General features: G+C 67.9%; 32 protein-coding genes. 22 read left to right on the top strand and 10 right to left on the bottom strand.

Features of this window, described 5'->3' with window-relative positions; all coding sequences use genetic code 11:
* Nucleotides 1–38: 38 nt before the first annotated feature.
* Nucleotides 39–368, bottom strand: coding sequence for a hypothetical protein (locus tag DXK21_RS05720; protein WP_114816811.1), 330 nt, complete (start codon nucleotides 366–368; stop codon nucleotides 39–41).
* 190 nt (nucleotides 369–558) lie between these two features.
* Between DXK21_RS05720 and DXK21_RS05715 the strand changes: the two genes are divergently transcribed.
* Nucleotides 559–1422 (top strand): alpha/beta hydrolase, encoded by an 864-nt coding sequence (locus DXK21_RS05715; RefSeq protein WP_114816810.1) that lies wholly within the window; start codon nucleotides 559–561, stop codon nucleotides 1420–1422.
* On the opposite strand, the gene DXK21_RS05710 is transcribed toward DXK21_RS05715, so the two are convergent.
* Entirely contained in the window at nucleotides 1419–1943 is a 525-nt protein-coding gene (locus tag DXK21_RS05710) for an SRPBCC family protein (protein WP_114816809.1), read from the bottom strand. The two genes, DXK21_RS05715 and DXK21_RS05710, sit on opposite strands and share 4 nt — an antisense overlap.
* A 110-nt stretch (nucleotides 1944–2053) precedes the next feature.
* Between DXK21_RS05710 and DXK21_RS05705 the strand changes: the two genes are divergently transcribed.
* The 5 genes from DXK21_RS05705 to DXK21_RS05685 all read left to right on the top strand — a co-directional run bounded on the left by DXK21_RS05705 (nucleotide 2054) and on the right by DXK21_RS05685 (nucleotide 6781).
* Nucleotides 2054–3499 (top strand): AMP nucleosidase, encoded by a 1446-nt coding sequence (locus DXK21_RS05705; RefSeq protein ID WP_114816808.1) that lies wholly within the window; start codon nucleotides 2054–2056, stop codon nucleotides 3497–3499.
* A gap of 188 nt (nucleotides 3500–3687) precedes the next feature.
* A complete protein-coding gene (locus DXK21_RS05700) occupies nucleotides 3688–4314 on the top strand; it encodes a hypothetical protein (RefSeq protein ID WP_114816807.1) in 627 nt (208 codons plus the stop codon).
* Entirely contained in the window at nucleotides 4314–4640 is a 327-nt protein-coding gene (locus DXK21_RS05695) for a winged helix-turn-helix domain-containing protein (RefSeq protein ID WP_114816806.1), read from the top strand. Before DXK21_RS05700 ends, DXK21_RS05695 begins: the two co-directional genes overlap by 1 nt.
* A 33-nt stretch (nucleotides 4641–4673) precedes the next feature.
* Nucleotides 4674–5450, top strand: coding sequence for a tyrosine-protein phosphatase (locus DXK21_RS05690; RefSeq protein WP_114816805.1), 777 nt, complete (start codon nucleotides 4674–4676; stop codon nucleotides 5448–5450).
* Nucleotides 5447–6781: an anthranilate synthase component I family protein gene (locus tag DXK21_RS05685; RefSeq protein WP_114816804.1), complete on the top strand. Its 1335-nt coding sequence runs from the start codon at nucleotides 5447–5449 to the stop codon at nucleotides 6779–6781. Before DXK21_RS05690 ends, DXK21_RS05685 begins: the two co-directional genes overlap by 4 nt.
* 10 nt (nucleotides 6782–6791) lie before the next feature.
* Here the strand turns inward: DXK21_RS05685 and DXK21_RS05680 are convergent, their stop codons facing one another.
* From DXK21_RS05680 to DXK21_RS05670, 3 genes are read right to left on the bottom strand one after another with little or no spacing between them, the layout of a single operon-like run.
* A complete protein-coding gene (locus DXK21_RS05680) occupies nucleotides 6792–7361 on the bottom strand; it encodes a TadE/TadG family type IV pilus assembly protein (RefSeq protein ID WP_114816803.1) in 570 nt (189 codons plus the stop codon).
* Nucleotides 7358–7909 (bottom strand): TadE/TadG family type IV pilus assembly protein, encoded by a 552-nt coding sequence (locus tag DXK21_RS05675; protein WP_245945121.1) that lies wholly within the window; start codon nucleotides 7907–7909, stop codon nucleotides 7358–7360. Before DXK21_RS05675 ends, DXK21_RS05680 begins: the two co-directional genes overlap by 4 nt.
* A 4-nt stretch (nucleotides 7910–7913) precedes the next feature.
* Nucleotides 7914–8318, bottom strand: coding sequence for a pilus assembly protein N-terminal domain-containing protein (locus tag DXK21_RS05670; protein ID WP_114816802.1), 405 nt, complete (start codon nucleotides 8316–8318; stop codon nucleotides 7914–7916).
* Nucleotides 8319–8603: 285 nt separating this feature from the next.
* On the opposite strand from DXK21_RS05670, the gene DXK21_RS05665 reads away from it, so the two are divergent.
* From DXK21_RS05665 to DXK21_RS05625, 9 genes are all read left to right on the top strand, one after another.
* On the top strand, nucleotides 8604–8789 hold the full coding sequence (locus DXK21_RS05665; protein WP_114816801.1) for a Flp family type IVb pilin: 186 nt from the start codon (nucleotides 8604–8606) through the stop codon (nucleotides 8787–8789).
* Between the two features lie 120 nt (nucleotides 8790–8909).
* Entirely contained in the window at nucleotides 8910–9425 is a 516-nt protein-coding gene (locus tag DXK21_RS05660; protein WP_114816800.1) for an A24 family peptidase, read from the top strand.
* A 117-nt stretch (nucleotides 9426–9542) separates the two neighbouring features.
* Complete coding sequence (cpaB, locus tag DXK21_RS05655; RefSeq protein WP_114816799.1) at nucleotides 9543–10496, top strand: Flp pilus assembly protein CpaB; 954 nt, start codon at nucleotides 9543–9545, stop codon at nucleotides 10494–10496.
* 11 nt (nucleotides 10497–10507) lie between these two features.
* Nucleotides 10508–12067 (top strand): type II and III secretion system protein family protein, encoded by a 1560-nt coding sequence (locus DXK21_RS05650; RefSeq protein ID WP_326969960.1) that lies wholly within the window; start codon nucleotides 10508–10510, stop codon nucleotides 12065–12067.
* Between the two features lie 5 nt (nucleotides 12068–12072).
* Nucleotides 12073–12765 (top strand): CpaD family pilus assembly protein, encoded by a 693-nt coding sequence (locus tag DXK21_RS05645; RefSeq protein ID WP_114816797.1) that lies wholly within the window; start codon nucleotides 12073–12075, stop codon nucleotides 12763–12765.
* A 2-nt stretch (nucleotides 12766–12767) separates the two neighbouring features.
* Nucleotides 12768–14378, top strand: a complete 1611-nt coding sequence (locus tag DXK21_RS05640; protein ID WP_114816796.1) for a CpaE/TadZ family protein — start codon at nucleotides 12768–12770, stop codon at nucleotides 14376–14378.
* A 3-nt stretch (nucleotides 14379–14381) separates the two neighbouring features.
* Nucleotides 14382–15953, top strand: a complete 1572-nt coding sequence (locus DXK21_RS05635; RefSeq protein WP_114816795.1) for a TadA family conjugal transfer-associated ATPase — start codon at nucleotides 14382–14384, stop codon at nucleotides 15951–15953.
* Nucleotides 15954–15959: 6 nt separating this feature from the next.
* Nucleotides 15960–16940 carry a type II secretion system F family protein gene (locus DXK21_RS05630; protein WP_114816794.1) on the top strand — a complete coding sequence of 327 codons (981 nt, stop codon included), beginning with the start codon at nucleotides 15960–15962 and terminating at the stop codon, nucleotides 16938–16940.
* Nucleotides 16941–16953: 13 nt separating this feature from the next.
* Complete coding sequence (locus tag DXK21_RS05625; RefSeq protein ID WP_114816793.1) at nucleotides 16954–17946, top strand: type II secretion system F family protein; 993 nt, start codon at nucleotides 16954–16956, stop codon at nucleotides 17944–17946.
* Here DXK21_RS05625 and DXK21_RS05620 read toward each other — a convergent pair whose 3' ends face one another.
* Together DXK21_RS05620 and DXK21_RS05615 are read right to left on the bottom strand one after the other, a co-directional pair.
* Nucleotides 17947–18378, bottom strand: a complete 432-nt coding sequence (locus DXK21_RS05620; RefSeq protein ID WP_114816792.1) for an SRPBCC domain-containing protein — start codon at nucleotides 18376–18378, stop codon at nucleotides 17947–17949.
* Nucleotides 18379–18407: 29 nt separating this feature from the next.
* Entirely contained in the window at nucleotides 18408–18782 is a 375-nt protein-coding gene (locus DXK21_RS05615; protein WP_114816791.1) for a hypothetical protein, read from the bottom strand.
* A gap of 153 nt (nucleotides 18783–18935) precedes the next feature.
* Between DXK21_RS05615 and DXK21_RS16465 the strand changes: the two genes are divergently transcribed.
* The 4 genes from DXK21_RS16465 (at nucleotide 18936) to uraH (ending at nucleotide 20158) form a co-directional block, all read left to right on the top strand.
* The gene (locus DXK21_RS16465; protein WP_162790584.1) at nucleotides 18936–19079 is read left to right on the top strand and encodes a hypothetical protein; all 144 of its coding nucleotides are present in this window, start codon (nucleotides 18936–18938) and stop codon (nucleotides 19077–19079) included.
* A 30-nt stretch (nucleotides 19080–19109) separates the two neighbouring features.
* Nucleotides 19110–19451: a RidA family protein gene (locus tag DXK21_RS05610; RefSeq protein WP_114816790.1), complete on the top strand. Its 342-nt coding sequence runs from the start codon at nucleotides 19110–19112 to the stop codon at nucleotides 19449–19451.
* A 2-nt stretch (nucleotides 19452–19453) separates the two neighbouring features.
* Nucleotides 19454–19657 (top strand): hypothetical protein, encoded by a 204-nt coding sequence (locus tag DXK21_RS05605; RefSeq protein WP_245945120.1) that lies wholly within the window; start codon nucleotides 19454–19456, stop codon nucleotides 19655–19657.
* Nucleotides 19658–19756: 99 nt separating this feature from the next.
* Nucleotides 19757–20158, top strand: a complete 402-nt coding sequence (uraH, locus tag DXK21_RS05600) for a hydroxyisourate hydrolase (RefSeq protein ID WP_114816788.1) — start codon at nucleotides 19757–19759, stop codon at nucleotides 20156–20158.
* A 27-nt stretch (nucleotides 20159–20185) separates the two neighbouring features.
* Here the strand turns inward: uraH and dapE are convergent, their stop codons facing one another.
* Entirely contained in the window at nucleotides 20186–21373 is a 1188-nt protein-coding gene (gene dapE / locus DXK21_RS05595; RefSeq protein WP_114816787.1) for a succinyl-diaminopimelate desuccinylase, read from the bottom strand.
* 49 nt (nucleotides 21374–21422) lie between these two features.
* On the opposite strand from dapE, the gene DXK21_RS05590 reads away from it, so the two are divergent.
* Together DXK21_RS05590 and DXK21_RS05585 are read left to right on the top strand one after the other, a co-directional pair.
* On the top strand, nucleotides 21423–21899 hold the full coding sequence (locus DXK21_RS05590; protein WP_114816786.1) for a cupin domain-containing protein: 477 nt from the start codon (nucleotides 21423–21425) through the stop codon (nucleotides 21897–21899).
* Nucleotides 21900–21946: 47 nt separating this feature from the next.
* Complete coding sequence (locus DXK21_RS05585; RefSeq protein WP_114816849.1) at nucleotides 21947–23200, top strand: MFS transporter; 1254 nt, start codon at nucleotides 21947–21949, stop codon at nucleotides 23198–23200.
* A gap of 148 nt (nucleotides 23201–23348) precedes the next feature.
* Here DXK21_RS05585 and DXK21_RS05580 read toward each other — a convergent pair whose 3' ends face one another.
* Entirely contained in the window at nucleotides 23349–24383 is a 1035-nt protein-coding gene (locus DXK21_RS05580; protein ID WP_114816785.1) for a 2'-deoxycytidine 5'-triphosphate deaminase, read from the bottom strand.
* Nucleotides 24384–24487: 104 nt separating this feature from the next.
* Between DXK21_RS05580 and apaG the strand changes: the two genes are divergently transcribed.
* Nucleotides 24488–24895: a Co2+/Mg2+ efflux protein ApaG gene (gene apaG, locus DXK21_RS05575; RefSeq protein ID WP_114816784.1), complete on the top strand. Its 408-nt coding sequence runs from the start codon at nucleotides 24488–24490 to the stop codon at nucleotides 24893–24895.
* Nucleotides 24896–25302: 407 nt separating this feature from the next.
* Here the strand turns inward: apaG and gcrA are convergent, their stop codons facing one another.
* Nucleotides 25303–25845 carry a cell cycle sigma 70 cofactor GcrA gene (gcrA, locus tag DXK21_RS05570; RefSeq protein WP_114816783.1) on the bottom strand — a complete coding sequence of 181 codons (543 nt, stop codon included), beginning with the start codon at nucleotides 25843–25845 and terminating at the stop codon, nucleotides 25303–25305.
* Nucleotides 25846–25866: the final 21 nt, after the last annotated feature.

Here is a 25866-nt window from a genome sequence, read left to right as displayed (position 1 = left end):
AGCGATGGCCGCGCCCTTTGTCGTTCCGGAACCGGGGCTTAGCGTGCGGCGTAGGCCTGGGTCAGTTGAAGGTAGCGGCCATGCTCGCGCTCGGTCATGCAGCGCGGGGTGGTCCAGGCCTGGCCGGACGTCCTGGCTTCGGCGGCTTCGCGGGCGGTCAGGAAGACCGGCTCCGCGCCGTATTCGCGAGCAAAGGCGCTGCGGGTCGCGGCGTCGGCGTCGCAGATCAGCACCACGCGCTGGGGCTGGGCGGTCGAGACGCGCGTCGGCTGGGGCTGACTGTGCGGACTTTGGTCGGGCGTATGGGCCAGGGCGGGCGCGGCTCCGGCGAGCAGCAGGGCCGAGACGACGGCGACGGACAGGCGCATGCGATATCCTCCCTTGGCCGGAATTCGCTCCGGACTCAGATCGAATTATGCGCTTAATTTCTGGAATGTAAATCTTATGCGACAAATCAGTGAGTGAAGTGTGACGTTCAGCCCTGTTGCGGCTCTGCATTGGGCCGAACGGCGCCTTCGTGCGTAGAAGGTCATTCTTTGCCCATCCTCAGGAGCTCACTTGACCCGTAGAGGCCTGTTCGCCCCCGCATTCGCCGCCCTGATGGGGGGACTGGCGGCGGCCTGTTCGCCGCTGTCGCTGTTCAACACCCTGGGGCCGCGCGACCGGGGCGCGGCCAAGGTCGCCTCTGGCCTCCGCTATGGCGATGATCCGCGCCAGACGATGGACGTCTATGCGCCCGTGGGCGCGGCGGACCTGCCCATGCTGGTCTTCTTCTACGGCGGCGGTTGGGATTCGGGGTCGAAGGACGTCTATGGCTGGGCGGCCCAGGCGCTGGCGGCGCGCGGCTTTGTCGTCTTCGTGCCGGACTATCGGGTCGTGCCCCAGGTGCGCTTCCCGAGCTTCATCGAGGACGCCGCGGCGGCGACGGGAAGGGCGGGCGAACTGGCCGCGACCTATGGCGGCGACGCCGGGCGCCTGGGCGTGCTGGGGCATTCGGCGGGCGCTCATCTGGCCATGATGATCGCCCTGGATCGCCGCTACATGGCCGCCGTGGATCGGCCCGATCTGATCCGGGCGGCGGCGGGACTGGCGGGCCCCTATGACTTCCTCCCGTTCGACGTTGCGGCGTCGCAGAACGCCTTTGGCCGGGCGCCCGATCCGACCCTGACCCAGCCTGTGACCTTTGCGCGGGCCGACGCCCCGCCGCTGTGGCTGGGGCACGGAACCGCCGACGCGGTGGTCCATGCCGAAGACACGACCATCCTCAACGACCGGATGCAGGCGGTCGGCGGGCGCTCTGAGGCGCGTCTCTATCCAGGGCTGGACCACGCCGACCTGATCGCGACCTTCTCGCCCCTATTCAGGAAGAAGGCGCCGGTGCTGGACGATGTGGTCGGCTTCTTCCGCCGCGAGCTGGCCTAATCGGCCTCGACGCGGGCCTTCAGATTAGCCAGCTGCGCCGACAGGACGCCGTCGACCGGCGCGGCCCAGGCCTCCAGTCCGCCCGGCGTATAGCCGCCGACGATATAGGCCCAGGTCAGGAGACTGCCCTCGCCTTCGGCCTTGATCTCGAAGGTCAGCCCGCCGCTCGCGCCCTGACCCTGCAAGGGGCCGAGGCCGCCGCGTAGGACCAGCTTCGATCCCGGCTCGACCAGGGCCGTCTCCAGATGGCGCGACACGCGGCCGTCCGCCGCCCGCTCGCACCAGCAGCCGCCCGGCGACAGGTCCAGCGACAGGGTCGAGGCCTTGAACCAGCGGTGGTCGCGGCTCCACCAGGCGTCGGGCGCGGTCAGCACGGCCCAGAGGCGGGCGGGCGGGGCGCTGATCGCGACCGTGCCGCCGACCTCGAAGCCGCCCGGCGTGGCCGACTTGACCTCGGCGAGGGCGGGCGCGGCGCTCAGCATCAGAAAGGCGGCGGCGACTGAAATCAGCTGTCGGGACATAGGGTTCCTCCTGAGCGACAGCGGAACGCCAACCGCCGCCTGCGGTCAACAGTCGTGTCCTTGTGTTTCCCCCGTCTCGCCACGGTCACGGTTTTCGGCTAGAGGAAGTCATGACAGACAAGATGACCCCCCAGGCGGCGCTGGACCGCCTCGAAACCCTCTACAATCAATCCGTCGCCAATCTGCGAGCCGCAGTGAAGCGCTTCCTCGAGACCGGCGAGCGCGCCGATCCCGAAGCCCGGGCCGCCGGCCTGTTCGCCTATCCCCGACTGACCGTCAGCTGGTTCGGCGACCGTCCGCAGGACCTGGAGACGCGGGCCTTTGCCCGCCTGTCGCGCACCGGCGTCTATACGACGACCGTCACCCGCCCCGACCTGTACCGCGATTATCTGCTGGAGCAGCTGAGCCTGCTGGTCGCCGAGTACGGCGCCACGATCACGGTCGAGCCTTCGGATCAGGAAATCCCCTTCCCCTATGTGCTGGACGGTTCCGGCGTGGCGCTGGACAGCACCATGACGGCCTCGATCGCCCGCTGGTTCCCGACCACGGACCTGGCCCATATCGGCGACGAGATCTCGGACGGCCTGTTCGCGCCGGGCGAGGACTTCCCCCTGGCCCAGTTCGACGGACTGCGCACCGACTTCTCGCTGGCTCGCCTGCGTCACTACACGGGCACGCCGGTCGAGGACGTGCAGTCCTATGTCCTGTTCACCAACTATCATCGCTACGTCGATGAGTTCGTGCGTTGGGCCTGCGCCCAGCTGGCCGATCCGATCAGCGTCTATCAGACCCTGTCGTGCGCCGGCGGCGTGATCATCGACCGCGAGACCCCCGATCCGGAACGCGCCATCATGGACGCGGCCTGGCGCCGGCATCAGATGCCCGCCTACCACCTGACGCGGGCCGACGGTCAGGGCATCACCCTGGTCAACATCGGCGTCGGGCCGTCGAACGCCAAGACCATCTGCGACCACCTGGCCGTCACCCGCCCGCACGCCTGGATGATGATCGGCCACTGCGGCGGCCTGCGCGCCAGCCAGACCATCGGCGACTACGTCCTGGCCCACGCCTATCTGCGCGACGACCATGTGCTGGACGCGGTCCTGCCCGCCGACATCCCGATCCCGTCGATCGCCGAGGTGCAGCGCGCCCTCTATGACGCGACCAAGCTGGTCTCGGGCGCGCCGGGCGAAGAGGTCAAGAAGCGGCTGCGCACCGGCACCGTCGTCACCACCGACGACCGCAACTGGGAGCTGCGCTATTCCAAGTCGGCCCTGCGCTTCAACCAGAGCCGCGCCGTCGCCATCGACATGGAATCCGCCACCATCGCCGCCCAGGGCTATCGTTTCCGCGTGCCCTACGGGACGCTGCTGTGCGTCTCCGACAAGCCGCTGCACGGCGAGATCAAGCTGCCGGGTCAGGCCAATCGCTTCTACGAAGGCTCGATCTCGGAGCACCTTCAGATCGGTATCCAGGCCGTGGACCTGCTGCGGGCCGAGGGCGCCAAGCTGCATTCGCGCAAGCTGCGCGCCTTCGACGAGCCGCCTTTCCGGTAAGATGAAGGGCGCTATCGCTCGCGACGCGGTCGCGCGCTGCTTGAGCGCAAAATGATGGCCTGCTGATGAGGGCGCCCGGGATCACCCGGGCGCCCTTACTCTTCCTGGTTCGGGTTGGAGTTTGAAAAAGAACTTTACAACATAAAGTTCTTGGCGCACTTTCCGATCAACAGGCAGGGAGAGACGCCATGACCCGAGATCAAGTTCAGTCCGTCCACGACGACATCGCCTATATGAAGGCTCTGGCTCAGGAGGGGCGGCGCGCTCCCTTGCTGGGCGGGTCGATCCTGATCGCCGCCGGGTTGGTGTTCGGCCTGGCGTCCATCGTCGCCTATGGGATCGACAGCGGCATCCTCAATGCGCCGCCGGTCGCCTATGCCTTTCTTTGGGGCGGGGCGGGACTGATCTTCTTTGCGGTTCTGATGCTGCAGGTTCGTCGAACGACCGGCCGCCCCGGCGCGAACTCGGTGGTGAACCGGGCCGGAGGCGCGGGCTGGATGGGGGTCGGTCTGGCCATCTTCGTCATGGCCCTGGCGATGACGGTGGTCAGTTGGAAGACGGGAAGCGACGTGAGCTTCATGCTCTTCCCCTCGCTGATCTTCGCCCTCTACGGCTCGGGCTGGGCGGTGTCGGCCACCATGAGCGATCAGAAATGGCAGTGGACGCTGGCCATCGCCTGCTGGATCGCCGCGCCGCTGATCGCCTTCTTGACCGGCAGTCCCCTGATGTGGCTGGCCTATGCGGCGGGACTGTTCCTGTTCGCCCTGCTGCCCGGCGTCCTGCTGGTGCGTCAGGAACCGTCGGAGGTGATCTGATGGCCTCGGACACGGCGGGGGATACGGCTGACGCCTTTGACATCGGCCGCATCGACGAGGTGATCCACGGGCGGGTGCGTCTGGGGATCATGGCCTATCTGTCGGGCGTCGGGACCGCCGACTTCAACGAGCTGAAGGCCCGGCTGCAGACCACGGACGGCAATCTGTCGGTGCACCTGAGAAAGCTGGAGGAGGCGGGCTTCGTCGAGGTCGCCAAGAGCTTTCAGGGTCGCAAGCCTCTGACGCGGGCGACCATGACCGAGGCCGGGCGCGACGCTTTCGTCGCCTATCTGGAGGCCATGTCCGGTCTGGTCGGCGCCCGTTAGCCTTGGCGCGTGAATAGTCTAAAGAAGGCGGTCATGAGCGACCGCCTTCCGCCGTTTCAGGCTATCGATAATTTCCGTGACTATGGCGGCTATGCTGTAGCGGGGGCGCGTGTGGCGCGCGGACGCCTGTACCGCTCGGCGCATCAGGCCCGGGCGACCGAGGCCGATCTGGCGCAGTTGGCGCAGCTGAACATCGCGACGGTGGTGGACCTGCGGCGCCCCAGCGAACGGCGCGACCAGCCGTCGCGGCGGCCCTCAGGCTGGGCTGGTCAGGTGATCGAGAGCGCCCACGACGACGGCGGCGAGGCCCCGCACATCACCTTCCTGAAGACCGCCGACCTGACCGAGGATTCCGGCCGCGCCTTCATGACCGGCACCTATCGCCGCCTGCCGTTCGAGGCTGCCCATGTGGACCTGTTCAGCCGCTATTTCCGCGCCCTGGCCGAGGACGACGGGCCCGTCCTGATCCACTGCGCCGCGGGCAAGGACCGCACCGGCCTGTTGGCCGCCTTGACCCACAGTCTGCTGGGCGTGTCGCGCGATGACCTCATCAGCGACTATCTGCTGACCAACATAGCCGTCGATCTGGAGGGCCGGGCCGAGGGCATTGCGAAGAAGCTGACCGATATGACGGGGCGCCCGGCTTCGCACGGGGCGGTGGTCGCCTTCCTCGGCGTCGAGGCCGATTATCTGGACGGGGCCTTCGCCGAGATCACGGCGCGGCATGGATCGTTGAGGGCCTATCTGGAGCAGGCGCTGGGCGTGGGTGACGCCCTGGCCGAAGGCATCCGGGCGCGGCTGGCGGCATGAGCCTGCCGGTCGTCCATGTCGCGCGGCTGGGCTGGCGCGAGCCTCTGGCGGTGGCGGCGGGGCTGAACCGGCGCGAGGGGGCGCTGGCGCTGCTGGCCGGGGCGGGCGATCCGAGCGCGCACGGCGGGCGTTGGTCCTTCGTCGGCTGCGAGCCGGACCGGGTGCGGGTCGGCGGGGTCGAGGATGCGGCGGCGTTCGAGGCTCTGCGCGACCCTGAGTTTTCAGGCGGCGGCGTAGTCGGGCTGATGAGCTATGACGCCGGGGCGCGATCGGCGACGGGGGGGCGGGCCGAGGTCTGGCCCGACCTGATGCTGGCCCGCTATCCGGCCCTTCTGGCCTTTGATCATGCGGCGGGCGAAGTGCGGGCCGTGGGGCGGGGCGCAAACGCCGCCGAGGCCGAGGCTCAAGGCCGCCGCGCGGCGGACTGGCTGGCCGAGGCGGTGACGCTGCCGATCCCGACCGCGCCCGCCGACGCCTTTGCCGGCGAGGCGCCGCCCGAAGTCTATGAGGCCGCCGTGGCCGACGTTGTGGCGCGCATTGCGGCGGGCGAGATGTTCCAGGCTAATATCGCCCGCGCCTGGGGCGGGCGGTTGAGCGCGGGGCGTGATCCGTTCGAGGTCTTCCTGCGACTGTCCGCCGAGCGGGGCGCGGCCTACGGCGCCTTCTGGCGGCTGGGCCAGAGGGCGCTGGTGTCCAACTCGCCGGAGCTGTTCCTGACCTTTGATCCCGCGTCAGGCCGCATCGAGACGCGTCCGATCAAGGGCACGCGTCCGAGAGACGCTGATCCGGCGCGCGACGCCGACCTGGCCGCCGCCCTCGCCGCCAGCGCCAAGGACCGGGCCGAAAACCTGATGATCGTCGATCTGATGCGCAACGATCTGGCCCGGACGGCGGTCCCCGGAACAGTGCGGGTCGAGCGGCTGTTCGAGGTCGAAAGTCACCCGACCGTGCATCATCTGGTTTCCACCGTCACGGCGACCGCGCGGCCTGGCGTCGGCGCCGCCGAGGTGCTGGAGGCGACCTTCCCGCCCGGATCGATCACGGGCGCGCCCAAGCATCAGGCCATGAAGGTGATCGCCGGGCACGAGCCGCCGCGCGGGCCGTGGTGCGGCTCCCTGTTCGGTCTGGGTCTGGCGGGAGATGCGACGAGAGGCGGGGCGCTGACCGCCTCGGTGCTGATCCGCACCGCGTCGTTCGACCAGGATGAGAGGGGCTGGCGCTGGCGCGCTCTGGCCGGGGCCGGCATCGTCGCCGACAGCGATCCGCACGCGGAATGCGAGGAGACGGGGGCCAAGATTCGGGCGTTGAAGGACGCCGTCGTCGGCTTCTAGCCGTCAGCGCTTAACAGTCGGGGCAAGCGACCTGGTTCACGGTGCGGGGCCGCAGATAGTATGTCCGCTTGAAGACGATCGGTCCGGGCATCGCGGCCTTGAACGCGGAATTATACTCGTAGTTGGTTTCGCCGATGATCAGGCTTTCATCCTTGCTGATCAGGCCAACGGGAAGATCGGTGACGGGGGCGTTCTTTGCTCGCTTGGGAAACGCCGCCTGATTGTTGCTCTTGCTCCAGTCGACCGAGGCCACCCCCGTATCATTCATGGTGACGCTAGTGACGCGGACCAGCAGGGGATCTGCGGGGAAGGGTTTCATGATCAGTTGACCAATGGCGAACACCTCGTCGATTTTTTCCGAGGTCGTCTTGTCGCTCTGGGCCACGAGGTCGGCCACCATGGCGGTCGTGTGGCTGGTGCGCCGCTCGGCCATATAGGCTTGGCAAAACTCTGTCAGGCCAAGGTAGAGGATGATCATGATCGGTGCGATCAGGGCGAACTCGATCGCCGCGAGGCCGCGTTGGTCTGCGATCAGACGGGTGGCCAGGCTGAGGCTGAACCGATGAGAGCGGCCGCTCATTGGTAGGGCTCGTTGCGGAAGGCCATGGTGGTCGTCAGATAGACTTCGCCGCTTTTCATCTTCGATATCGCCTGCGACAGGAAGGGCATGACGACCTGGTGCTTGTACCATATCCTCACCAGCACGGTGTCGCCGGCGTTACCCGGTTCAATCTTCAACTCCGAAGGGTCGAACACGTTGGTCTTGGTCGGGTCTGGCGCGATAGGATCGCTGAAGCTGTCCACCACGCGAATGTCCATGGTGGCGCGAGATTGGCAGTCGTTCGCGAAGACGTTCATCTGAGCGCAAAAGCGGTTCTTGATGACTTCAGGGGTGATGCCTTGCATCTGCACCTGACCGGTACGGACCAAGCGGCCTGCGTCTGTCGCGGCGGTTTCGAGCACGGCGTCGAGCAGCAGGATCAGGCCGACCTCGAGGATGGCGAACAGCAGCATGAAGAAGGGCAGGGCGAGCAGGGCGAACTCGACCGCGGTCGAGCCCTCGCGGGCGCGCATCAGCCGCCGCGCGAACGACGGACGGTTCGTATCGCGTTGAAGCCGGCGCGCCATGATTTCAGGGCGCCGAGGGCGTGCGGACGCTGGGGGAGCAACTGACGCCGCAGGCCATGTCGGTCGCCTCGGCGCCGCGCCAGACGCGGACCGAACCTGTGGAGCCGGCGCTGACCACCACCCGGCTCTGGAACAGGGGGCGGCCGATGGCGTCGACGGCCACGATCTCGGTCACGCCATAGCCCTTGCCCGTGATGAACAGGGTGTTGGCGTCGACCACGGTGACGTCGGCGATCTTGGGATTGGCCACGATGACCGAGCCGGCGGGCGCGCGCAGCTGAATACGCGTCGAGCTGTCGATCTCGATGTTCAGGGGGCGCGCCTGAGCCTGGGCGACGGAGGCGACGCCGCCGGCGAGGCCAGCAGCCGCCAGCAGCGCGGCGGCGAATCTGAGGGAATGGCGGGGCATGGTCAGACGGTTCCGGTGACATGAAAGTGCGCGCGCGCGAGCGCCGGGACGCAAGGTCACCTTCAAAGATCAAGATTTCCTGAAGGGGGGGGCGTTCGGGTCGATCTGTGCAAAAATCATAGTAAATGCGCAGTAACCAATAATAACCGCGGCGGCTTTGTTTCGTTTTACTCGAACTTAAGGATCGTCGGCGCATGGTCGTCATGCAAACGGGGGTCAAGCGGGCAAAACCGGTGACCCTGGTAGTGGAACTGTTGCTCGCTTAGAAAACAAGGAAGACACATCATGCGTAACTTCATCAAGAACTTCGCCCAAGACGAATCCGGCGCCACGGCCATTGAATACGGCCTGATCGCTGCTCTGATGGCTGTGGTCATCATCGCCGGCATCGGCGCCTTCGGCACCGCGCTCGAAAATAAATTCAAGGCTATCGGCACGATTATCACGACCGGCAAGGCTCCGGCCGCCTAAGACGCTGCAACGCCAGTCGTTGTGATCGGGAACGGCCGGGCGGAAACGCCCGGCCGTTTTCATTTGCGCCGCGCGGGGTAAGGAAACCTGGTCTTAAAGTTCGGCGTGCATGATCCTGTCATGAACCAAGCCATCCTTGCCTTGTTGGGCGTCATGCCTGTGCTGGTGATTGTCGCCGGTCTGCATGACGTGACCACGATGAAGATCCCCAACTGGATATCGGGCCTGCTAATCCTGGCCTTCTTCCCCACGGCACTTCTGCTGGGGTTGCCCCTGTCCGTGGCGTCCATGTCGGTGGGGCTGGCGGTCGCCGCCCTCTTGATCGGAGCTGGGATGTTCGCCCTGAAGTGGCTGGGCGGCGGCGACGCCAAGCTGATGGCCGCTGTCACCCTGTGGCTTGGACTGTCGGGCGCTCTGTCCTTCCTGTTGTTCACCGCCATGGTGGGCGGGGGGCTGTGCCTGGGGCTAATCCTGGCACGTGCACACCTGCAGGTTTACGCCTTGAACGGTCCCGTTTGGATCACCCGGTTGCTGGAGCCCAAGGGGGATGTGCCCTATGGCGTGGCCATCGCTGTCGGCGCCCTTCTGGCCTATCCGTCCAGTCCTCTGGTCCAGGCCTTCGCCGGCGGCGGCTGACCGGCACGCTGCGTGGAGTCCGTTGCTTAGGGCGGCGTTAACCGAAGATCGCCACTATCGTTAACGGCAGAGGGGCGAGAACTGAATCCACGTCGCCGCGCCCGCCGGAGACCGTCGATGAAGCCTGCAAAAATCGCCGTCATCTGTATCGCCGCCGTGGCGGCTATCGGCCTGGCTCTGGTCGTCCGCGCCATGGGGTCGTCGTCCGGCGCGCCCGCCGCGACCGCCGTCGCCGCCGTTGAAGCCGTGCCGATGGCCAAGGTCCTGGTCGCCGCCAAGAATCTGGAGCCGGGCAGCCGCCTGACCGACGCGGATCTGACGTGGAAGGACTGGCCGATCGCCGAGGTCAATCCGGTCTTCATCACCGACGGCAGCGTGCCCATCCCCGGCGCCGCCGCCGAGGGTGCGGCCAAGGAGGCCAAGCCCGTCGACGACAAGGCCGACAAGGTCAAAAAAGCCGAGGACGCCGCCGCTCGCGTCAGCCGCGCCGCCACGGCCCTGGCGACCGGCGGAGCCAAGGCGGACTATATCGGCGCCGTCGTGCGCGAACCCATTCTGGCCGGAGAGCCGATCGTCGCCCGCAAGATCGTGCGCGCCGGAGACAGCGGCTTCATGGCCGCCTACCTGGAGCCGGGTATGAGGGCCATGGCCATCCGCGTCACGGTCGAGACGGCGGCGGGCGGCTTCATTCTGCCCGGCGACCGCGCTGACGTCCTGCTGACCCGCCAGGTCAAGATGCCGGCGGGCTCGGCCAGCGGCGAGGACACGAAGTTTGTCAGCGCGACGGTGATGCAGAACGTCAAGGTTCTGGCCATCGACCAGGCCACGCGCGCGGCTGACGACGCCCAGGCCGTGGTCGGCGCCACCGCCACCCTCGAAATCAGCGGCCGCGACGCCGAGGTCTTGGCCTTGGCCAAGTCCGAAGGCGAACTGTCGCTGGTGCTGCGCTCCTATGCCGACACCGCCGGTCCGTCAGGGCGGACGCCCGCCGCGACGCGACGCAGCGACGCCGCCGCCAATGTCGTGCGCGTCTATCGCGAAGGCCAGGCCGAGGCGGTCGTCGTTCGATGAGGAACCCAGGGATGAACCGACTGATCGCCGCGACCTGTGTTTCGCTGCTGGCGCTGGGCGGCGCCGCCTCGGCGCCCGTCGTCGCCTGGAGCCAGACGGCCCCGACACGCGCCGCCGTGTCGACCGGCGCGGCGCCGCAGATGGTCAACCTGCCGCGCGGGACGTCGTTCGCCGTCGACCTGCCGGCGGATGCGCGGGACGTGATCGTGTCCAATCCGCAGGTGGCCGAGGCCATGCTGCACTCGCCGCGCCGGATCACCGTCATCGGCCTCGCGCCCGGCGAGACGGACGCCGTCTTCCTGGACGCCGCCGGTCGCACGATCCTGGCCCTGCGGGTCCGCGTGGACGCGGGAACCAGCGCGCTTCAGGACACGCTCAGCCGCGTGATGCCGGGCTCCGGCATTCGCGCTGAAGCGGTCAATGACAGCATCATTCTGAGCGGCGTGGCCGCGAGCCCCGCCGAGGCCGCCCGCGCGGCCCAGGTGGCGCGCGCCTTTGTTTCGGCCCCCGACAAGGTCATGAACATGACCACGGTCGTCGGCTCGGACCAGGTGACGCTCAAGGTGCGCGTGGTCGAGGTTCAGCGCACGGCGATCAAGCAGCTGGGCTTCGACACCAAGGCGGTGCTGGGCCGTATCGGCGACACCCAGTGGCTGCTGGGCAGCGCCGCCACCTGGGGCGTCAACGGGGCGCTGCTGGGCGGGATCACAGGCGGGGTGTCGCGTGACACCACCAAGAATTACCAGATGGAGGCGCCCTGCGGCGGCGGCTTCCCTGCGGGGTCCCTGTGCCCGGTGACGGTTGACGGCGGCGCCCCGGGCGACCCCAGCAACTGGGACACCGCCAAGCCCGGCACCGGCCCCGGCTCGGACGGATTGAACAAAGGCGAGGCCATGATCAAGGCCTTCGAACGCGTAGGTCTGGTCCGCACCCTGGCCGAGCCGAACCTGACTTCGGTCAACGGCGAGGCCGCCAGCTTCCTGGCGGGCGGCGAATTCCCTGTGCCCGCTGGGCGCGACCTCAACGGCCAGATTACGGTCGAGTACAAGCCCTTCGGCGTCGGCCTGTCCTTCCGTCCGGTCGTGCTGTCAGAGGGACGCATCTCCTTGCAGGTCAAGGTCGAGGTGTCGGAACTGACCAGCCAGGGCGGCCTGACCATCGGCGCGGGCACGCCCTCCTCCATCACCCTGCCGGGCCTGTCGGTGCGTCGCAGCGAGAATACGATCGAACTGCCGTCGGGCGGCTCGATGATGATCGCCGGCCTGCTGCAGGAATCGACCCGCCAGAACATCGACTCGCTGCCGGGCGCGACCAATCTGCCGGTTCTGGGCCAGCTGTTCCGCTCGCGCGACTATCTGATGGGCGAGACCGAACTGGTGGTCATCGTCGAGGCCTATGTGGTCAATCCGACCGCGCCGGGCCGGATGCAGACGCCCGCCGACGGCCTGCGCATCGCGCAAGACGCCCAGACCATCTTCTTCGGCCAGTTGAACCAGGCCTATGGCGTGCCCGCCCCCGCCGCCCAGTCGGGCGGCGGATGGCAGGGGCCTGTCGGCTATGTGATCGAGTGAGCGCCATGACCCGTTCCGCCCAATCCATCCTCTCCCTGAGCGCGGCTCTGGCGCTCGCCGGGCTGGCGCTGGCCGGCTGCATGGGCGGACCCGCCAGCCTGGGCGGGGAGCCGCCGCTGACGCCGCTCTCGCGCTACACGCTGCAGGTCGAGCCGGGTCTGGACCGCATCGCCCTGGCGGTGCACGAAACCGGCCTGTCGGCGAACCAGCAGGCGGCCCTGACCGCCCTGGTCAGCCGCTTCGCCCTCGAAGGCGCGCCGACTCTGGTGGTAGAGGCGCCGGCGGGCGATGATCCCGTGGCGACGCAGACAGCCTGGAACGTCAAGTCGGCCCTGGTCGCGGCGGGCGCCCCCGATCATCGCGTCCGTGTGGTCAGCTACGCCGGACCGGACCCGCGCGCGCCGGTCCTGGTCGGCTTCGAAACGGTGCGCGCCGTGACGCCGCAGTGCGGAACGGTCTGGGGCAATCTAGGCCGCACCGGCGACAATCAGTCGGCCTCGAACTTCGGCTGCGCCGTCAACGCCAACCTGGCGGCCCAGATCGCCAACCCGCGCGACATCGTCTCGCCGCGCGCCATGACCCCCGCCGAGGCCGGTCGCCGCAGCGTGGTGTTCGACGCCTATCGCGAGGGGACCAAGACCTCGGCCGAGCGAGAAGAGCTGATCTCTGAGTCGCGCGTCTCTCGGGCGGTGAACTGATCATGACCCAATCCTATGCTGCTCAGGATTTCGACGCTTTGGACGGTTTCGACCTGGAAGATGAATTCCTCAACGCCGCGCCCCGGTCGCCGCAGGCTCAGCCGCAGGATGTCCTGAGCGCCGTCTCCGAGCCCTTCCCCGTTGCGCTCGACGAAACGCCCGACGAATGGATCGAGGCGGACGTCGAGGTTTATAATCCTGTCGGACGTCTGGTCGATGCGACCGAGGCGGCGGCGGCGAGCGTGGCGCCTCTGGTCGCGGCGACGCCCGTGGCAGAGGTCCCGGTTCCGGCTGTGCCCGAGCCCTTCGCGCCCGCCTTGGTGGAGGCCGCTTCTCTGCCGATCAGTGCGGGGTCCACGGTCGAGGTGTCGATCCCGCGCATCGCCGTCCACGTCTTCGCCGAGCGTCAGGACACCTTGGCCGCCGCCGAGCGGGCGGGGCAGGACCGGCGCATGTCGCGCGCCACCACCCAGATCCGCGTCGGTGGCGTCGCGGCGGCGATCGAGGCCTATCAGGCCGAGCCGACCCCGCCGCTGATCGTGGTCGAGTGCCTGAAGGACCCGCAGACCCTTCTGTGGGAGATCGACCAACTGGCCGAGGTCTGCGACGCGGGCACCAAGGTGGTGGTCATCGGCGCGACCAACGACATCCTGCTGTTCCGCGAACTGATGCGGCGCGGGGTCAGCGAATACTTGGTGGCGCCCTTGCAGCCGCTGCAATTGATCGCGGCCATCGGCGGCCTGTTCGCCGACCCGGCGCAACCTTTTGTCGGTCGGTCCATCGCCTTCGTCGGGGCGCGCGGCGGGGCCGGGGCTTCGGCCGTGGCCCACAACACCGCCTACGCCATGAGCGAGCGGATCGGCGTCAACACCGTCATCGTCGACTATGACCTGCCGTTCGGCACCGCCGGGCTGGACTTCAACCAGGACCCGCTCGGCGGCGTCGCCGACGCCCTGAGCCAGCCGGACCGCCTGGACGCCACCTTGCTGGATCGGATGATGGTCCGCTGCACCGACAAGCTGAGCCTGTTCGCAGCGCCGGCCACCCTGGACGGCGACTGGGACATCCAGCCGGACGCCTTCGAGGAGGTGACGAGCCGCATCCGCTCGACGGCGCCCTTCGTGGTGCTGGACCTGCCGCACCTGTGGTCGGGCTGGATGCGCAAGACGCTGATCTCGGCGGACGAGGTGGTGATCGTGGCGACGCCGGACCTGGCCTCCCTGCGCAACGCCAAGAACATGATCGACCTGATCAAGCAGGGGCGCCCCAACGACGCCCCGCCGCGTCTGGTGCTGAACCAGGTCGGCGTGCCGGGCCGTCCCGAAATCCCGACCAAGGACTTTGGCGCCGCGCTGGGCGTCCACCCCAGCCTGGTGATCCCGTTCGACGCCAAGGTCTTCGGCTCGGCCGCCAACAACGGCCAGATGATTGTCGAGGCCGGGGCCAAGACCAAGGCCGCCGAGGCCTTCCAGACCCTGGCCCAGATCGTGTCGCAACGCGAACTGCCGAGCGCGGGTCCCGCGCGCGGCAAGGCGGCGGAAGCCGGGGCGGCCAAGAACGGCGCAGCCAAGGGCGGCTCTCTGTTGGCCTCCCTGTTCAACAAGAAGCGCTAGGCCATGTTCGGCAAGCGTTCAGCCCAGCCTGGGGTCGCTGTCGCGCCCCGACCCGCCCCGGCGCCTCAGCCGGCGGCGCAGGCGCGTGTGCTGGACGCCGTCGACGCCTTCTCCATCGAGGAACTGGAAGCCGCGGCGCGCCCGCCGTCGGACGCCGCCGACCGCCTGGACGCCCTGGCCGCGCGCCCCCGGGCCGAGGCCCCTGCGCCGACGCCGGGCGGTCCGGTCAAGGGACCGCGCGCCACCGCCGGTCTGGAACAGCTGAAGAAGGCCCAGGCGGTCGCCGAGATCGTCCGCGAGCAGTCCGACTATTATCACGCTACGAAGACCACCATCTTCAACGCGCTGATGAACACCATCGACCTGTCGCAGCTGGCCCAGCTGGACACCAAGGCGGCGGCTGAGGAAATCCGCGACATCGTCGCCGAACTGGTGGCGATCAAGAACGTCTCCATGTCGGTGGCCGAGCAGGAGCACCTGGTTCAGGACATCGTCAACGACGTCCTCGGCTATGGCCCGCTGGAGCCGCTGCTGGCCCGCGACGACATCGCCGACATCATGGTCAACGGCGCCGGGCGGGTCTTCATCGAAGTCAGCGGCAAGGTGCAGCTGACCAACGTCCGCTTCCGCGACAACACCCAGCTGATGAACATCTGTCAGCGGATCGTGAGCCAGGTCGGCCGCCGTGTCGATGAATCCAGCCCAATCTGCGACGCCCGTCTGCCGGACGGGTCGCGCGTCAACGTCATCGCCCCGCCCCTGGCCATCGACGGCCCGACGCTGACCATTCGTAAGTTCAAAAAAGACAAGCTGACGATGAAGAATCTGGTGGAGTACGCCTCCATCAGCCCTGAGGGCGCGCGCGTCCTGGGCGTCATCGGCGCGGCGCGATGCAACCTGGTCATCTCGGGCGGCACGGGCTCGGGCAAGACCACCCTGCTCAACACCCTGACGGCCTTCATCGACCCGACCGAGCGCGTCATCACCTGCGAGGACGCCGCCGAACTGCAGTTGCAGCAACCGCACGTGGTGCGTCTGGAGACCCGTCCGCCGAACCTGGAAGGCCAGGGCCAGATCACCATGCGCGACCTGGTCAAGAACTGTCTGCGGATGCGACCCGAACGGATCATCGTCGGCGAGGTCCGGGGACCCGAGGCCTTCGATCTGCTGCAGGCCATGAATACGGGCCACGACGGCTCCATGGGCACGCTGCACGCCAACTCCCCGCGCGAGGCCATCAGCCGGATGGAGTCGATGATCACCATGGGCGGCTACGGCCTGCCGTCCAAGACCATTCGCGAGATGATCGTCGGCTCGGTCGACGTCATCATCCAGGCCGCGCGCCTACGCGACGGCTCGCGCCGGATCACCCACATCACCGAGGTGGTGGGGCTGGAAGGCGACGTCATCGTGACCCAGGATCTGTTCGTCTATGAGATCACCGGCGAGGACGCGCACGGCAAGATCACCGGGCGTCACCGCTCGACCGGCATCGCCCGGCCCCGCTTCTGGGACCGCGCCCGCTACTATGGGCTGGAACGCGAGCTGGCCGAAGCCCTGGATGCGGCGGAGTAGGGTCTGATGCTTCCCATTCTTGCGGCGTTTCTGGCCTTCATCACCATCGGCGGCGTCGGCTGGGTTCTGGTCAGCGGCGACGATACCTCGGCCCAGGCGGTCAAGCGCGCCAAGGCCCTGGGCGGCGCGCGGGACGCGACGGCGGCCAAGCGGACGGCTGCGGCGGCGGCCAATACGCCCGAGGCGCGACGCAAGCAGATCCTGAGCCAGCTTCAGGACGTCGAGCGGCGCGAGCGCAAGGCGCGCATGACCATGAGCGCCAAGCTGAAGCAGGCCGGTCTGTCGATGAGCCTGCGCACCTTCACCATCATCAGCGTCGTGGCGGGCGTGATCGGCTTCCTGATCGCCCTGATCGCGGGGCTGAACCTGTTCCTGGCGCTGGGCGTCGGCGTGGCGGTCGGTCTGGGTCTGCCCCGCTGGATCGTCGGCTTCCTGGGCAAGAAGCGGATGAAGAAGTTCTCTCTGGCCTTCGCCGACGCCGTCGACATCCTGGTGCGCGGCATCAAGACGGGCCTGCCCGTGCACGACTGTTTCAAGATCATCGCCCGCGAAAGCCCCCAGCCCCTGGGCGGCGAGTTCCAGCGGCTGGTCGAAAGCATGGGCGTGGGCCTGTCGCTGAGCCAGGCGCTGGAAAAGATGTACGAGCGCATGCCGACGCCCGAACTGAACTTCTTCGCCATCGTCATCGCCATCCAGCAGAAGAGCGGCGGCAACCTGGCCGAGGCCCTGAGCAATCTGACCACGGTGCTGCGCGCCCGGCGACTGATGGGCGAGAAGATCAAGGCCCTGTCGTCCGAGGCCGTGGCCTCGGCGGGCATCATCGCCTCGCTGCCGCCGGTGGTGATGATCATGGTGAGCCTGTCCAGCCCCGGCTACATGTCGCTCTTGTTCACCGATATGCGCGGTCAGGTCATGCTGCTGGCTTCGGCGACCTGGATGGCTCTTGGCGTCTTCACGATGAAGCGCATGATCTCGTTCAAGTTCTGAGACGGAGGGCGTCATGAACGGCTTCATGCACTTCATCACCGACGCGCAGAACCTGCTCAGCATCGGGGTCGGCGTCGCCGTCTTCGCCAGCGTCCTGACCCTGCTCAGCTCCTATACGGGCGGGGCGACCCTGGGCAAGCGGATGCAGGCCGTGGCCGAGCGGCGCGAGGAACTGCGCCGCAAGTCGCGTCTGGCCATGAACGGCGGCGCCGGCGGGGCCGGAGCCAGCCTGCGTCACAGCGACGAGGGCTTCAAGAAGCGGGTGGTCGAGCGGCTGAACCTGAGCAAGCTGCTGGAAGACCCCAAGGTGGCCGAGAACATGGCCCAGGCGGGGTGGCGCGGCCCCCGGCCGCTGAACACCTTCTACTTCTTCCGCTTCACCATGCCGTTCGTGTTCGGCGGGATCGTGGCCTTCTATCTGTTGGTCGTGAACGATTTCGGCCAGCCGCCGACCATGATCCTGGGCATTGTCGGGGCGGCCTTCGCGGCCGGCTTCTATGCGCCCAACATCTATGTCTCGAACCGCATCGCTCAGCGGCGACAGTCAATCGTCGCGGCCTTTCCCGACTCGCTGGACCTGCTGCTGATCTGCGTCGAATCCGGCATGTCGATCGAGGCGGCGATCCAGAAGGTCAGCCAGGAGATCGGCAGCCAGTCGATCGAACTGGCCGAGGAGCTGTCCCTGCTGTCGGCCGAACTGAGCTATCTGCCCGAACGCCGCATGGCCTATGAGGGCATGGCGAAACGGACCAACCATCCCGGCATCAAGTCGGTGGCCACGGCCATGACCCAGGCCGAGACCTACGGCACGCCGCTCGGGTCGGCCCTGCGCGTCATGGCCAAGGAAAACCGCGACCTGCGTCTGTCGGCGGCGGAGAAGAAGGCGGCGGCCTTGCCGGCCAAGCTGACCGTGCCGATGATCATCTTCTTCCTGCCCGTCTTGTTCATCGTCATCCTGGGACCGGCGATCATCAACATTCAGGACATGATGAAGAACGGCGGCTGATCAGCCCTCGGCGGCGCGCCTCAGGGCCTCGCTGATGTCATCATAGGCGCTGCGGATCGTCTTGCGGTGCTTGTCGTGGAATAGTTCGCCGCGCAGCCCCGAGAAGATCACGCCGTTGGCGACGATGCAGTTGCCCCGCTCCAGCTCCTCGATCTCGTAGTAGCGGATGGCGTTGAACAGGAAGCCGCGCTTCTCGGCCCAGACCAACTGGGCGTAGGGCTGCCAGTCGCCCAGGCGGGCCTGAACCTGACGTTCGGCCATGCCGGGCAGGGCCTCGGTCAGGCTGATGCTTGCGCCGAAGGCCAGGGCGCCGCTCAGGCCGGTCTCATAGGGGTTCCAGCTGTGCCAGTTCTCGAGATCCGACAGGATCTCCCAAATGCGGTCCGACGGCGCGCGCACGCCGATACGCTTCTCGATACGGGTCGTGTCCATGGATTTGCCTCTGACACGGCTTTTCGACTTTAGGAAGTCGTCTCGACAGGATCAATGGCGGGGAGGGGGCGCTTCAGGCGACGTCCGTCGTCCAGACCCAGGCGCGCCTTGACCTCGAACAGATCCGCCCCGGCGGGCACGATCAGCAGTTCCTCGGGGCGGCGGGCGTTGACGGCCACCACCGCATTTTTGGGGCAGACGTCGAAACAGTCGGCGCCGACGACGGCCAGGTCCGCCTTGCGCCCCTTGCCGGCGTGGAGATAGCGACGCAGCGCCTTTTTCAGGGTCTTGTCGCCGTCAGGACCAAAGCCGCCGTCCAGCTTCTTCGAGCATTTGCGGCACACCAGAACGACCTCGTTCCAGCGGGTCTTCGACACCTTGAAGGGTTTGGGCGTCTTGCTCATGAAACCGAAGATCGCTGTTCGCGGCGGGGCGTGCAAGGCCTCCGACGCTGCGCCACAGGAAGTTCACAAAGGAGGCCGGAAAACTGATTGTTTCTGTTTATCAAGGGGTAAGCATGAGGGCGCATCCTCGCGGTTCCTGACGAGGGTCCGCCGATGTCGCGCCTGCCGATCAACCTGCCGCCTGCTGCGCCCCTGCGTCCCGCGCGTGGTCGTCTGCGCGACGCGCTCTTCTTCTGCATCGCTTTCGCGGCGGTCTTCGGCGCGGCCCTGCTGGCGATGGAGATGATGCTGGGTTAAGCCGGGGGTCTGATTTCAGGAGGCCTCCCCATGATCACCCGCATCCAGCCCGGCGCCCGCATGAGCGAGGCCGTCATCCACGGAAACACCGTCTATCTGGCCGGTCAGGTCGGGGAGCCGGGCGACGACGTCACGGCCCAGACCAAGACGACCCTGGCCGAGATCGACGCCCTTCTGGCTGCGGCGGGCACCGACAAGTCCAAGATCCTGATGGCCACCATCTGGCTGGCCGACATCGCCGACTTCGAGGCCATGAACGCGGTCTGGGACGCCTGGGTCGACAAGGCCAACCCGCCCGCGCGCGCCACCAGCGAAGCCAAACTGGCTACGCCCGACTACCTGGTCGAAATCATCGTCGTGGCGGCGATCTGATCGTGTCGAAGGAAAGCGAACTGGAGCGGTTCAAGGCGACCCGCGTCACCGCCCTCTACCGTCTCGACCTGATCGAGAAGGGCGCGCAGCTGACCTATGAGGACGGCACGCCGGTCGACATGGCGTCAGAGGCCCAGCGGCTGAAGGACCAGGTCGCCGACATGGATCGCCGCATCGCGCGGCTGGAGGCGGCGGGCGAGGCCTGATCTTCGCAGACTGACGAAATGTGGGGCGCGACCCATCCGTCGCCGTTTTTCGCGCGAATAAGGCCGCGCTACTGCATTTCACTTTCAGGAGTTCGTTCGATGAACCTTCGCACCCTCGCCGTCGCGGCGGCCGCCCTGTCCGCCTTCGCCTTCCCCGCCGCGGCCGAGACGATCTCGACCCACGTGCTGGACCTGGCGCGCGGCGTCGGCGGTCGGGACGTCCCGGTCACGCTGCAGATCAAGTCGGCCGAGGGCGGCTGGCGCGATCTGGCGACCAGCCGCACCGACGAGAACGGTCGCGTTCGCTCGTTCGGCGACGCGATCAAGACCGAGGCGGCGACCTATCGCCTGGTGTTCGACATGTCGCGTTACGGCGAGCCGACGACGCCGCCCTTCTTCCCGGAGATCGATGTGGTCTTCCAGGTGGTCGATCCCAGCGTCCACTATCACGTGCCGGTGGTGGTCAGCCCCTACGGCTACAGCACCTATCGCGGCAATTAAGGCCTCGGCGGTGTTCGGACGCCCTAATCAGAGGCGTTCGAACACCGTGCCGATGACCGCCTGATAGGCGTCGGTCAGGGCGCGCAGCTCGGCCTCCGGCACGCGCTCGTCCACCTGGTGCATGGTCTGGCCGACCAGGCCCAACTCCAGCACTGGGCACAGGGCGCGGATGAAACGGGCGTCCGAGGTGCCGCCCGTGGTCGAGGCCTCGGGGCGGCGGCCCAGGCTCGCCTCCACCGCGTCCTGCACCGCCGTGACGAAGACGCCCGGCTCAGTCAGGAAGGCTTCGCCCGAGCACATGTGGGTCAGCTCGATGCGCAGGCCGGTCTCGGCCTGGACGAGGCCCGCCTCACGGTTCAGCCAGTCGATCAGGCCGTCGCCGGTGTGGGTCGGGTTGAAGCGGATGTTGAGCCGCGCCTTCGCCTCCGCCGGGATGATGTTGGTGGCCGGATTGCCCACGTCGATGGTGGTGATCTCGAGGTTGGACGGCGGAAATTCAGGATAGCCGTCGTCGAGAACGTGGGTGTCCAGGCGGGCCAGCAGCTTGGCCACGACCGGGGCCGGGTTGGCGGCGCGGTCGGGATAGGCGACGTGGCCCTGCTTGCCGTGGACGGTGATCCAGGTGTTGAGCGAGCCGCGCCGTCCGACCTTGATCATGTCGCCCAGATGGTGGGCCGAGGACGGTTCGCCGACCACGCAGGCGTCGATGACCTCGCCCTCGGCCATCAGGGCCTCGACCACGCGCTTGGTGCCGTGCAGGGCCGGGCCTTCCTCATCGCCGGTGATCAGGAAGGACAGGGAGCCGGGGACATCACCTTCGGAAAGGATGCGCGAGACGGCGGCGACCCAGGCGGCGATGCCGCCCTTCATGTCCACGGCGCCGCGTCCATAGAGGATGCCGTCGCGGGTCTCGCCCTCGAACGGGGCGGCGGTCCAGGCGGCGACGTCGCCGGTCGGCACCACGTCGGTGTGGCCGGCAAAGCAGAGGTTGGGCGAGGCCGTGCCGCGTCGGGCGTAGAGGTTCTCGATGCGGGCGTCATGACCCACGCCGGTCGGCCCCTCGAACACCATGCGGCGGCAGGTGAAGCCCAGCCCGGTCAGGGTGCGTTCCAGCACGTCCATCGCCCCTTCGTCGGCGGGGGTGACAGAGGGAATGCGGATCAGGTCGCGGGTCAGTTCGACAGGATCGATGACGGAATGTGATGCGGCGCTCATGGGCTCTATGCTTTAGGCATATCCCGCATCCGCGAGAAGGCCCGAAACCGTGCCGAAAATCGACATCGACAATGCGCCCACCGGACATGGGACGGGCTACCCGGAAGAATTCGCCGCCCCCTGCAAGTCGCGGCGGCGCTGGCGGCTGGGCGACGCGGTCGGTCTGGACCAGTTCGGGGTCAACCTGTTGCGCCTGCCCGCCGGGGCCTGGTCCAGTCAGCGCCACTGGCACACAGCCGAGGACGAGTTCGTCTGGGTGGTCGAGGGCGAGGTGGTGCTGGTCGAGGAAGACGGCGAGACGGTTCTGGTCGCCGGCGACTGCGCCGGCTTCAAGGCGGGCGTCCCCCACGGCCACAGAATAGAAAACCGCAGCGACCGTGAGGCGGTGCTGCTGGAGGTCGGGTCGCGCCGCCCGACGGAAGACGCCTGCGACTATCCCGACATCGACATGATCCTGCCAAAGGGCGCCGACCGCTACTTCCATCGCGACGGAACCCCTTATCCGAAGACGCCTCGAAGAACGTGACCACAGACAGTATCGACACCGCCCCGACCGTCCCGCCCCAGCCGCCCTTGCCGCCTTCGTCGCACGATGGAGGGCCGTCCAGTCCCTGGGCCATTCGTGATTTCCGCCTGCTGTGGGTCGGGCGGGTGGCGGCGGTTCTGGGCATCCAGATCCAGTCCTCGGCCCTGTTGTGGCAGGTCTATGAGATCGCCCGCCGGGACCATCCGATCGCCGAGGCCAGCCTCTATCTGGGCCTGGTGGGCCTGTGCCAGTTCCTGCCGCTGCTGGCCTTCACCTTGCCCGCCGGGGCCATGGCGGACCGGCGCGACCGCAAGCACACCGTGACCCTGTCCATCGTGGTCGAGAGCCTGTGCGCCCTGGCCTTTCTCGCCATGGCCCTGCACGGGTCGCCGCCCCTGTGGGGGCTGCTGACCGTGGCCGCCGTGTTCGGCGCGGCGCGCGCCTTCCTGGCCCCGGCCAGTCAGGCCTTCCTGCCCATGGTGGTGGGGCGCAAGGCCCTGCCGCCGGCCATCGCGGCCCAGTCCATCGCCTTCCAGACTGGAGCCATCGCCGGGCCGGCGCTCGGCGGCGTCATTGTCGGCTTCGCCGTGCCCTGGGCCTACGCTTCGGCCATGGCCCTGTTCTTCGTGGCCATCGGCTGCTTCCTGCTGATCCGCACCAAGGGCAAGCCGCAGTTCGTCGAGACGGGCGTGGGGCCGCTGGAACTGGTCAAGGAGGGTCTGTCCTATGTCTGGAAGACCAAGATTGTTCTGGGCGCCATCTCGCTGGATCTGGTGGTGGTGCTGCTGGCGGGCGTGGCCCTGCTGACGCCGATCTTCGCGCGCGACATCCTGCACGTGGGGCCGCAGGGCTTCGGCCTGCTGCGGGCCTCGTTCGGGGTCGGGGCGCTGCTGGTGGCGCTGTATCTGAGCCGCTTCCCCATCGTGAAGCACGGCGGGCGCTGGATGTTCGCGGCCGTGGCGGTGTTCGGCCTGTCGACGCTGACGTTCGGCCTGTCGCACTGGGTCTGGCTCAGCGCCCTGGCCCTCTTCATCGGCGGCGGGGCGGACATGATCAGCGTCAACATCCGCCAGACCCTGATCCAGCTGGCCACGCCCGATCACATGCGCGGCCGGGTGTCCTCAGTCTCCATGCTGTTCATCGGCGCCTCCAATGAACTGGGCGAGGCCTATTCGGGGGTCATGGTGCGCCTGCTCGGGCCCATCGGGGCGGCGGTGTTCGGCGGGGTCGGGGCCCTGGCCGCGACGGGGATATGGGCCAAGGTCTTCCCCAGCCTGAGGAAGGCGAACCGGCTGACCTGAGGATGGCTTTTTCCTCCCCATTCCATGGGGAGGTGGCGCGGCGCCGAAGGCGACGTGACGGAGGGGGCGTCTCGACGGCTGATCGTTGTGCCGCCCCCTCCACCACTTCGTGGTCCCCCTCCCCATGGAATGGGGAGGAAAGTCGAACCTAGCCCCAGGGGCGGAAGTGTTTCGACAGCTTCAGGCCCTGGCTCTGGTAGTGGCTGCCGCCTTCGCCATAGAGGCGCGACGGGCGTTCCGTCAGGGGCTCATAGACCAGTCGGGCGACGATCTGGCCGTGTTCCAGCAGGAAGGGGGTGTCGTGGGTGCGAACCTCCAACACGCCTTTCGATCCGGCGCCATGGGCCTCGTCCGTGCCGAAGCCGGGGTCGAAGAAGCCGGCGTAGTGGACGCGGAACTCGCCGACCGAGGGGTCGATGGGGGTCATCTCGGCGGCCTGATCCACCGGGATCTCGACCGCTTCGCGCGAGGCCAGGATGTAGAACTCGCCGGGGTCCAGCAGCAGTTCGTTGCGGCGGAGCGTCAGCGGCTCCCAGAAGTCGCGCGGGTCGTGGCCGTCGATGTGGTCCATGTTGACGACGCCGGCGTGGCGACGGCCGCGGAAGCCGACGATGCCGTGCTCGCCCGCTTCCAGATCGACGCCGACGCTGCGGGTCTCCAGCTTGGGCGGATCGCCGGCCTTGAGGCGCAGCTGGTTCAGGCGGGTGCCGGGCTGGACCAGGATGGAGAAGGTCTGGGGCGCGATCTCGAGATAGAGGGGGCCGTCATAGCCCTCGTCCACGTCGTCGAAGCTGCCGCCCTGATCAGTCAGCAGGCGGACGAAGACGTCCACGCGGCCGGTCGAGCTCTTGGGGTTGGCGCGGGCGTTCAGGCCGCGCGGCAGGGTCAGGCGCTCCTGCAGGCGGGCGATATAGACGCAGCCCTTTTCCAGCACCACGCCGCCCGACAGGTCGACCGTGTGCATGGCCACGTCCTTGATCCGGTCCTCGACCTTGCGCTGACCGGGCAGGAAGGAGGCGCGCACGCGCCAGGCCTGGTTCGACAGACGCAGGTCCAGGCTGGCCGGCTGCACCTGATCATGATCGAAGGGGGTGTCGGACCGGATCGCGCCTGTGGCGATCAGGGTCTCGATGCTCTGATAGGGCAGAATGCCGGGCTGGGCGGGAATCTCGAAGATGCTCATGCCGTCCTGTCTCACACGGATTTTTCCGCCTGTCTCGCTTCGGAATGCGACATCCGATGCGCCAGACGGGTTGAACCCCGAGGTCGGCGGGCTGCATATAGCGCATGCACGCCCCTCCTGCCTATACCGCCGAAACCGAAGGCGTCGTCGTTCGCGTCCGCCCCTCCTATCTGGCGGCCCAGTCGGACCCGGCGGCGGGGCGCTGGGTCTGGGCCTATCAGATCGAGATCGTCAATCTGACCGGATCGCCGGTGCAGCTGGTGGCGCGCCGCTGGACCATCACCGACGCCTACGGCCATGTCGAAGAGGTGCGCGGTCAGGGCGTGGTCGGCGAGCAGCCGGTGATCGAGGCCGGCGACAGCTATTCCTACGCCTCGGGCTGCCCGCTGGGCGCGCCCTCGGGCTCTATGGTTGGGGCCTACTACATGACCGACGTGGACGGGCGGATGTTCGAGGCCGCCATCCCGGCGTTTTCTCTGGACGTGCCGGACACGCGGCGGACGCTGAACTAAAGGCTTCCGCTGATCCTCCCCTGCGAAGCGGGGGAGGGGGACCATGCGCAGCATGGTGGAGGGGGCGAGTTCGAGCGTCTTCGTTGAACGGTGGGGCGCGGGGTGTTCAGGACTGAGGGTGGCGGATGCATCCGCCCCCTCCAACGCTGCGCGGTCCCCCTCCCCCGTGAACGGGGGAGGAGAGGAGGCAACCTGGGCCCAAAGAAAAACCCCCGCCGTGCGGCGAGGGCGATAGGGCTGCGTCAACCCGGATGAACCGCAGCCCCAGCCTTGTTCCCGTCCAGCGAACTGGACGGGAGAAGGTCGGTCACGCGACGCGCTCAAGCAGCGAGCCGCCGCGCGGCGAGCAATAGCGCTCAAAAATGCCGCTCAAGCAGCGAGCCGCCGCGCGGCGAGCGATAGCGCTCTTAGATATAACGGCGAAGCGAACGCGCCAGTTCGGTGGCGCCGTCCTTGGACGCGCCGCGGCGGACTTGCGGTTGGTAGGCGACGCGGGCGTGTTCGCCGCAATAGACGTTTTCCGTGGCGCGGCGGCCGCAGAAGCTGAACTCGCGCGACGAGGGGTCGCCGATCGGCCATTTGCACATGTGGGCGCCCAGGGTCATCACCGTGGCCGTGCCGGGCAGTTCCGGCATGGGTGCGGGGGCCGAGGGCTGAACGGCCATGACCGGACGCGGGGCGGCGGCCTCGATACGGCGCGGAGCCGAGGGGGCCTGAACCGGAGCCGCCGGTGCGGCGGGGCGCGGACGGGCGGCGGCGCGGAAGGTGGTGCGTGCCGGTTGCGACGGCGCGGCGCGGCCCGACAGGCCCAGGCGGTGCACCTTGCCGATCACGGCGTTGCGGGTCACGCCGCCGCCGAGGGTCTTGGCGATCTGGCTTGCCGACTGGCCTTCCAGCCAGAGCTTCTTCAGCGCGCCGACGCGGTCTTCAGTCCAGCTAGCTGTGGTCATGGCCACCCTCCCGGGGATCGG

The sequence above is a fragment of the Brevundimonas bullata genome, assembly GCF_003350205.1.
GTDB lineage: Bacteria > Pseudomonadota > Alphaproteobacteria > Caulobacterales > Caulobacteraceae > Brevundimonas > Brevundimonas bullata.
This window is presented reverse-complemented; position numbering and strand designations above follow the sequence as displayed.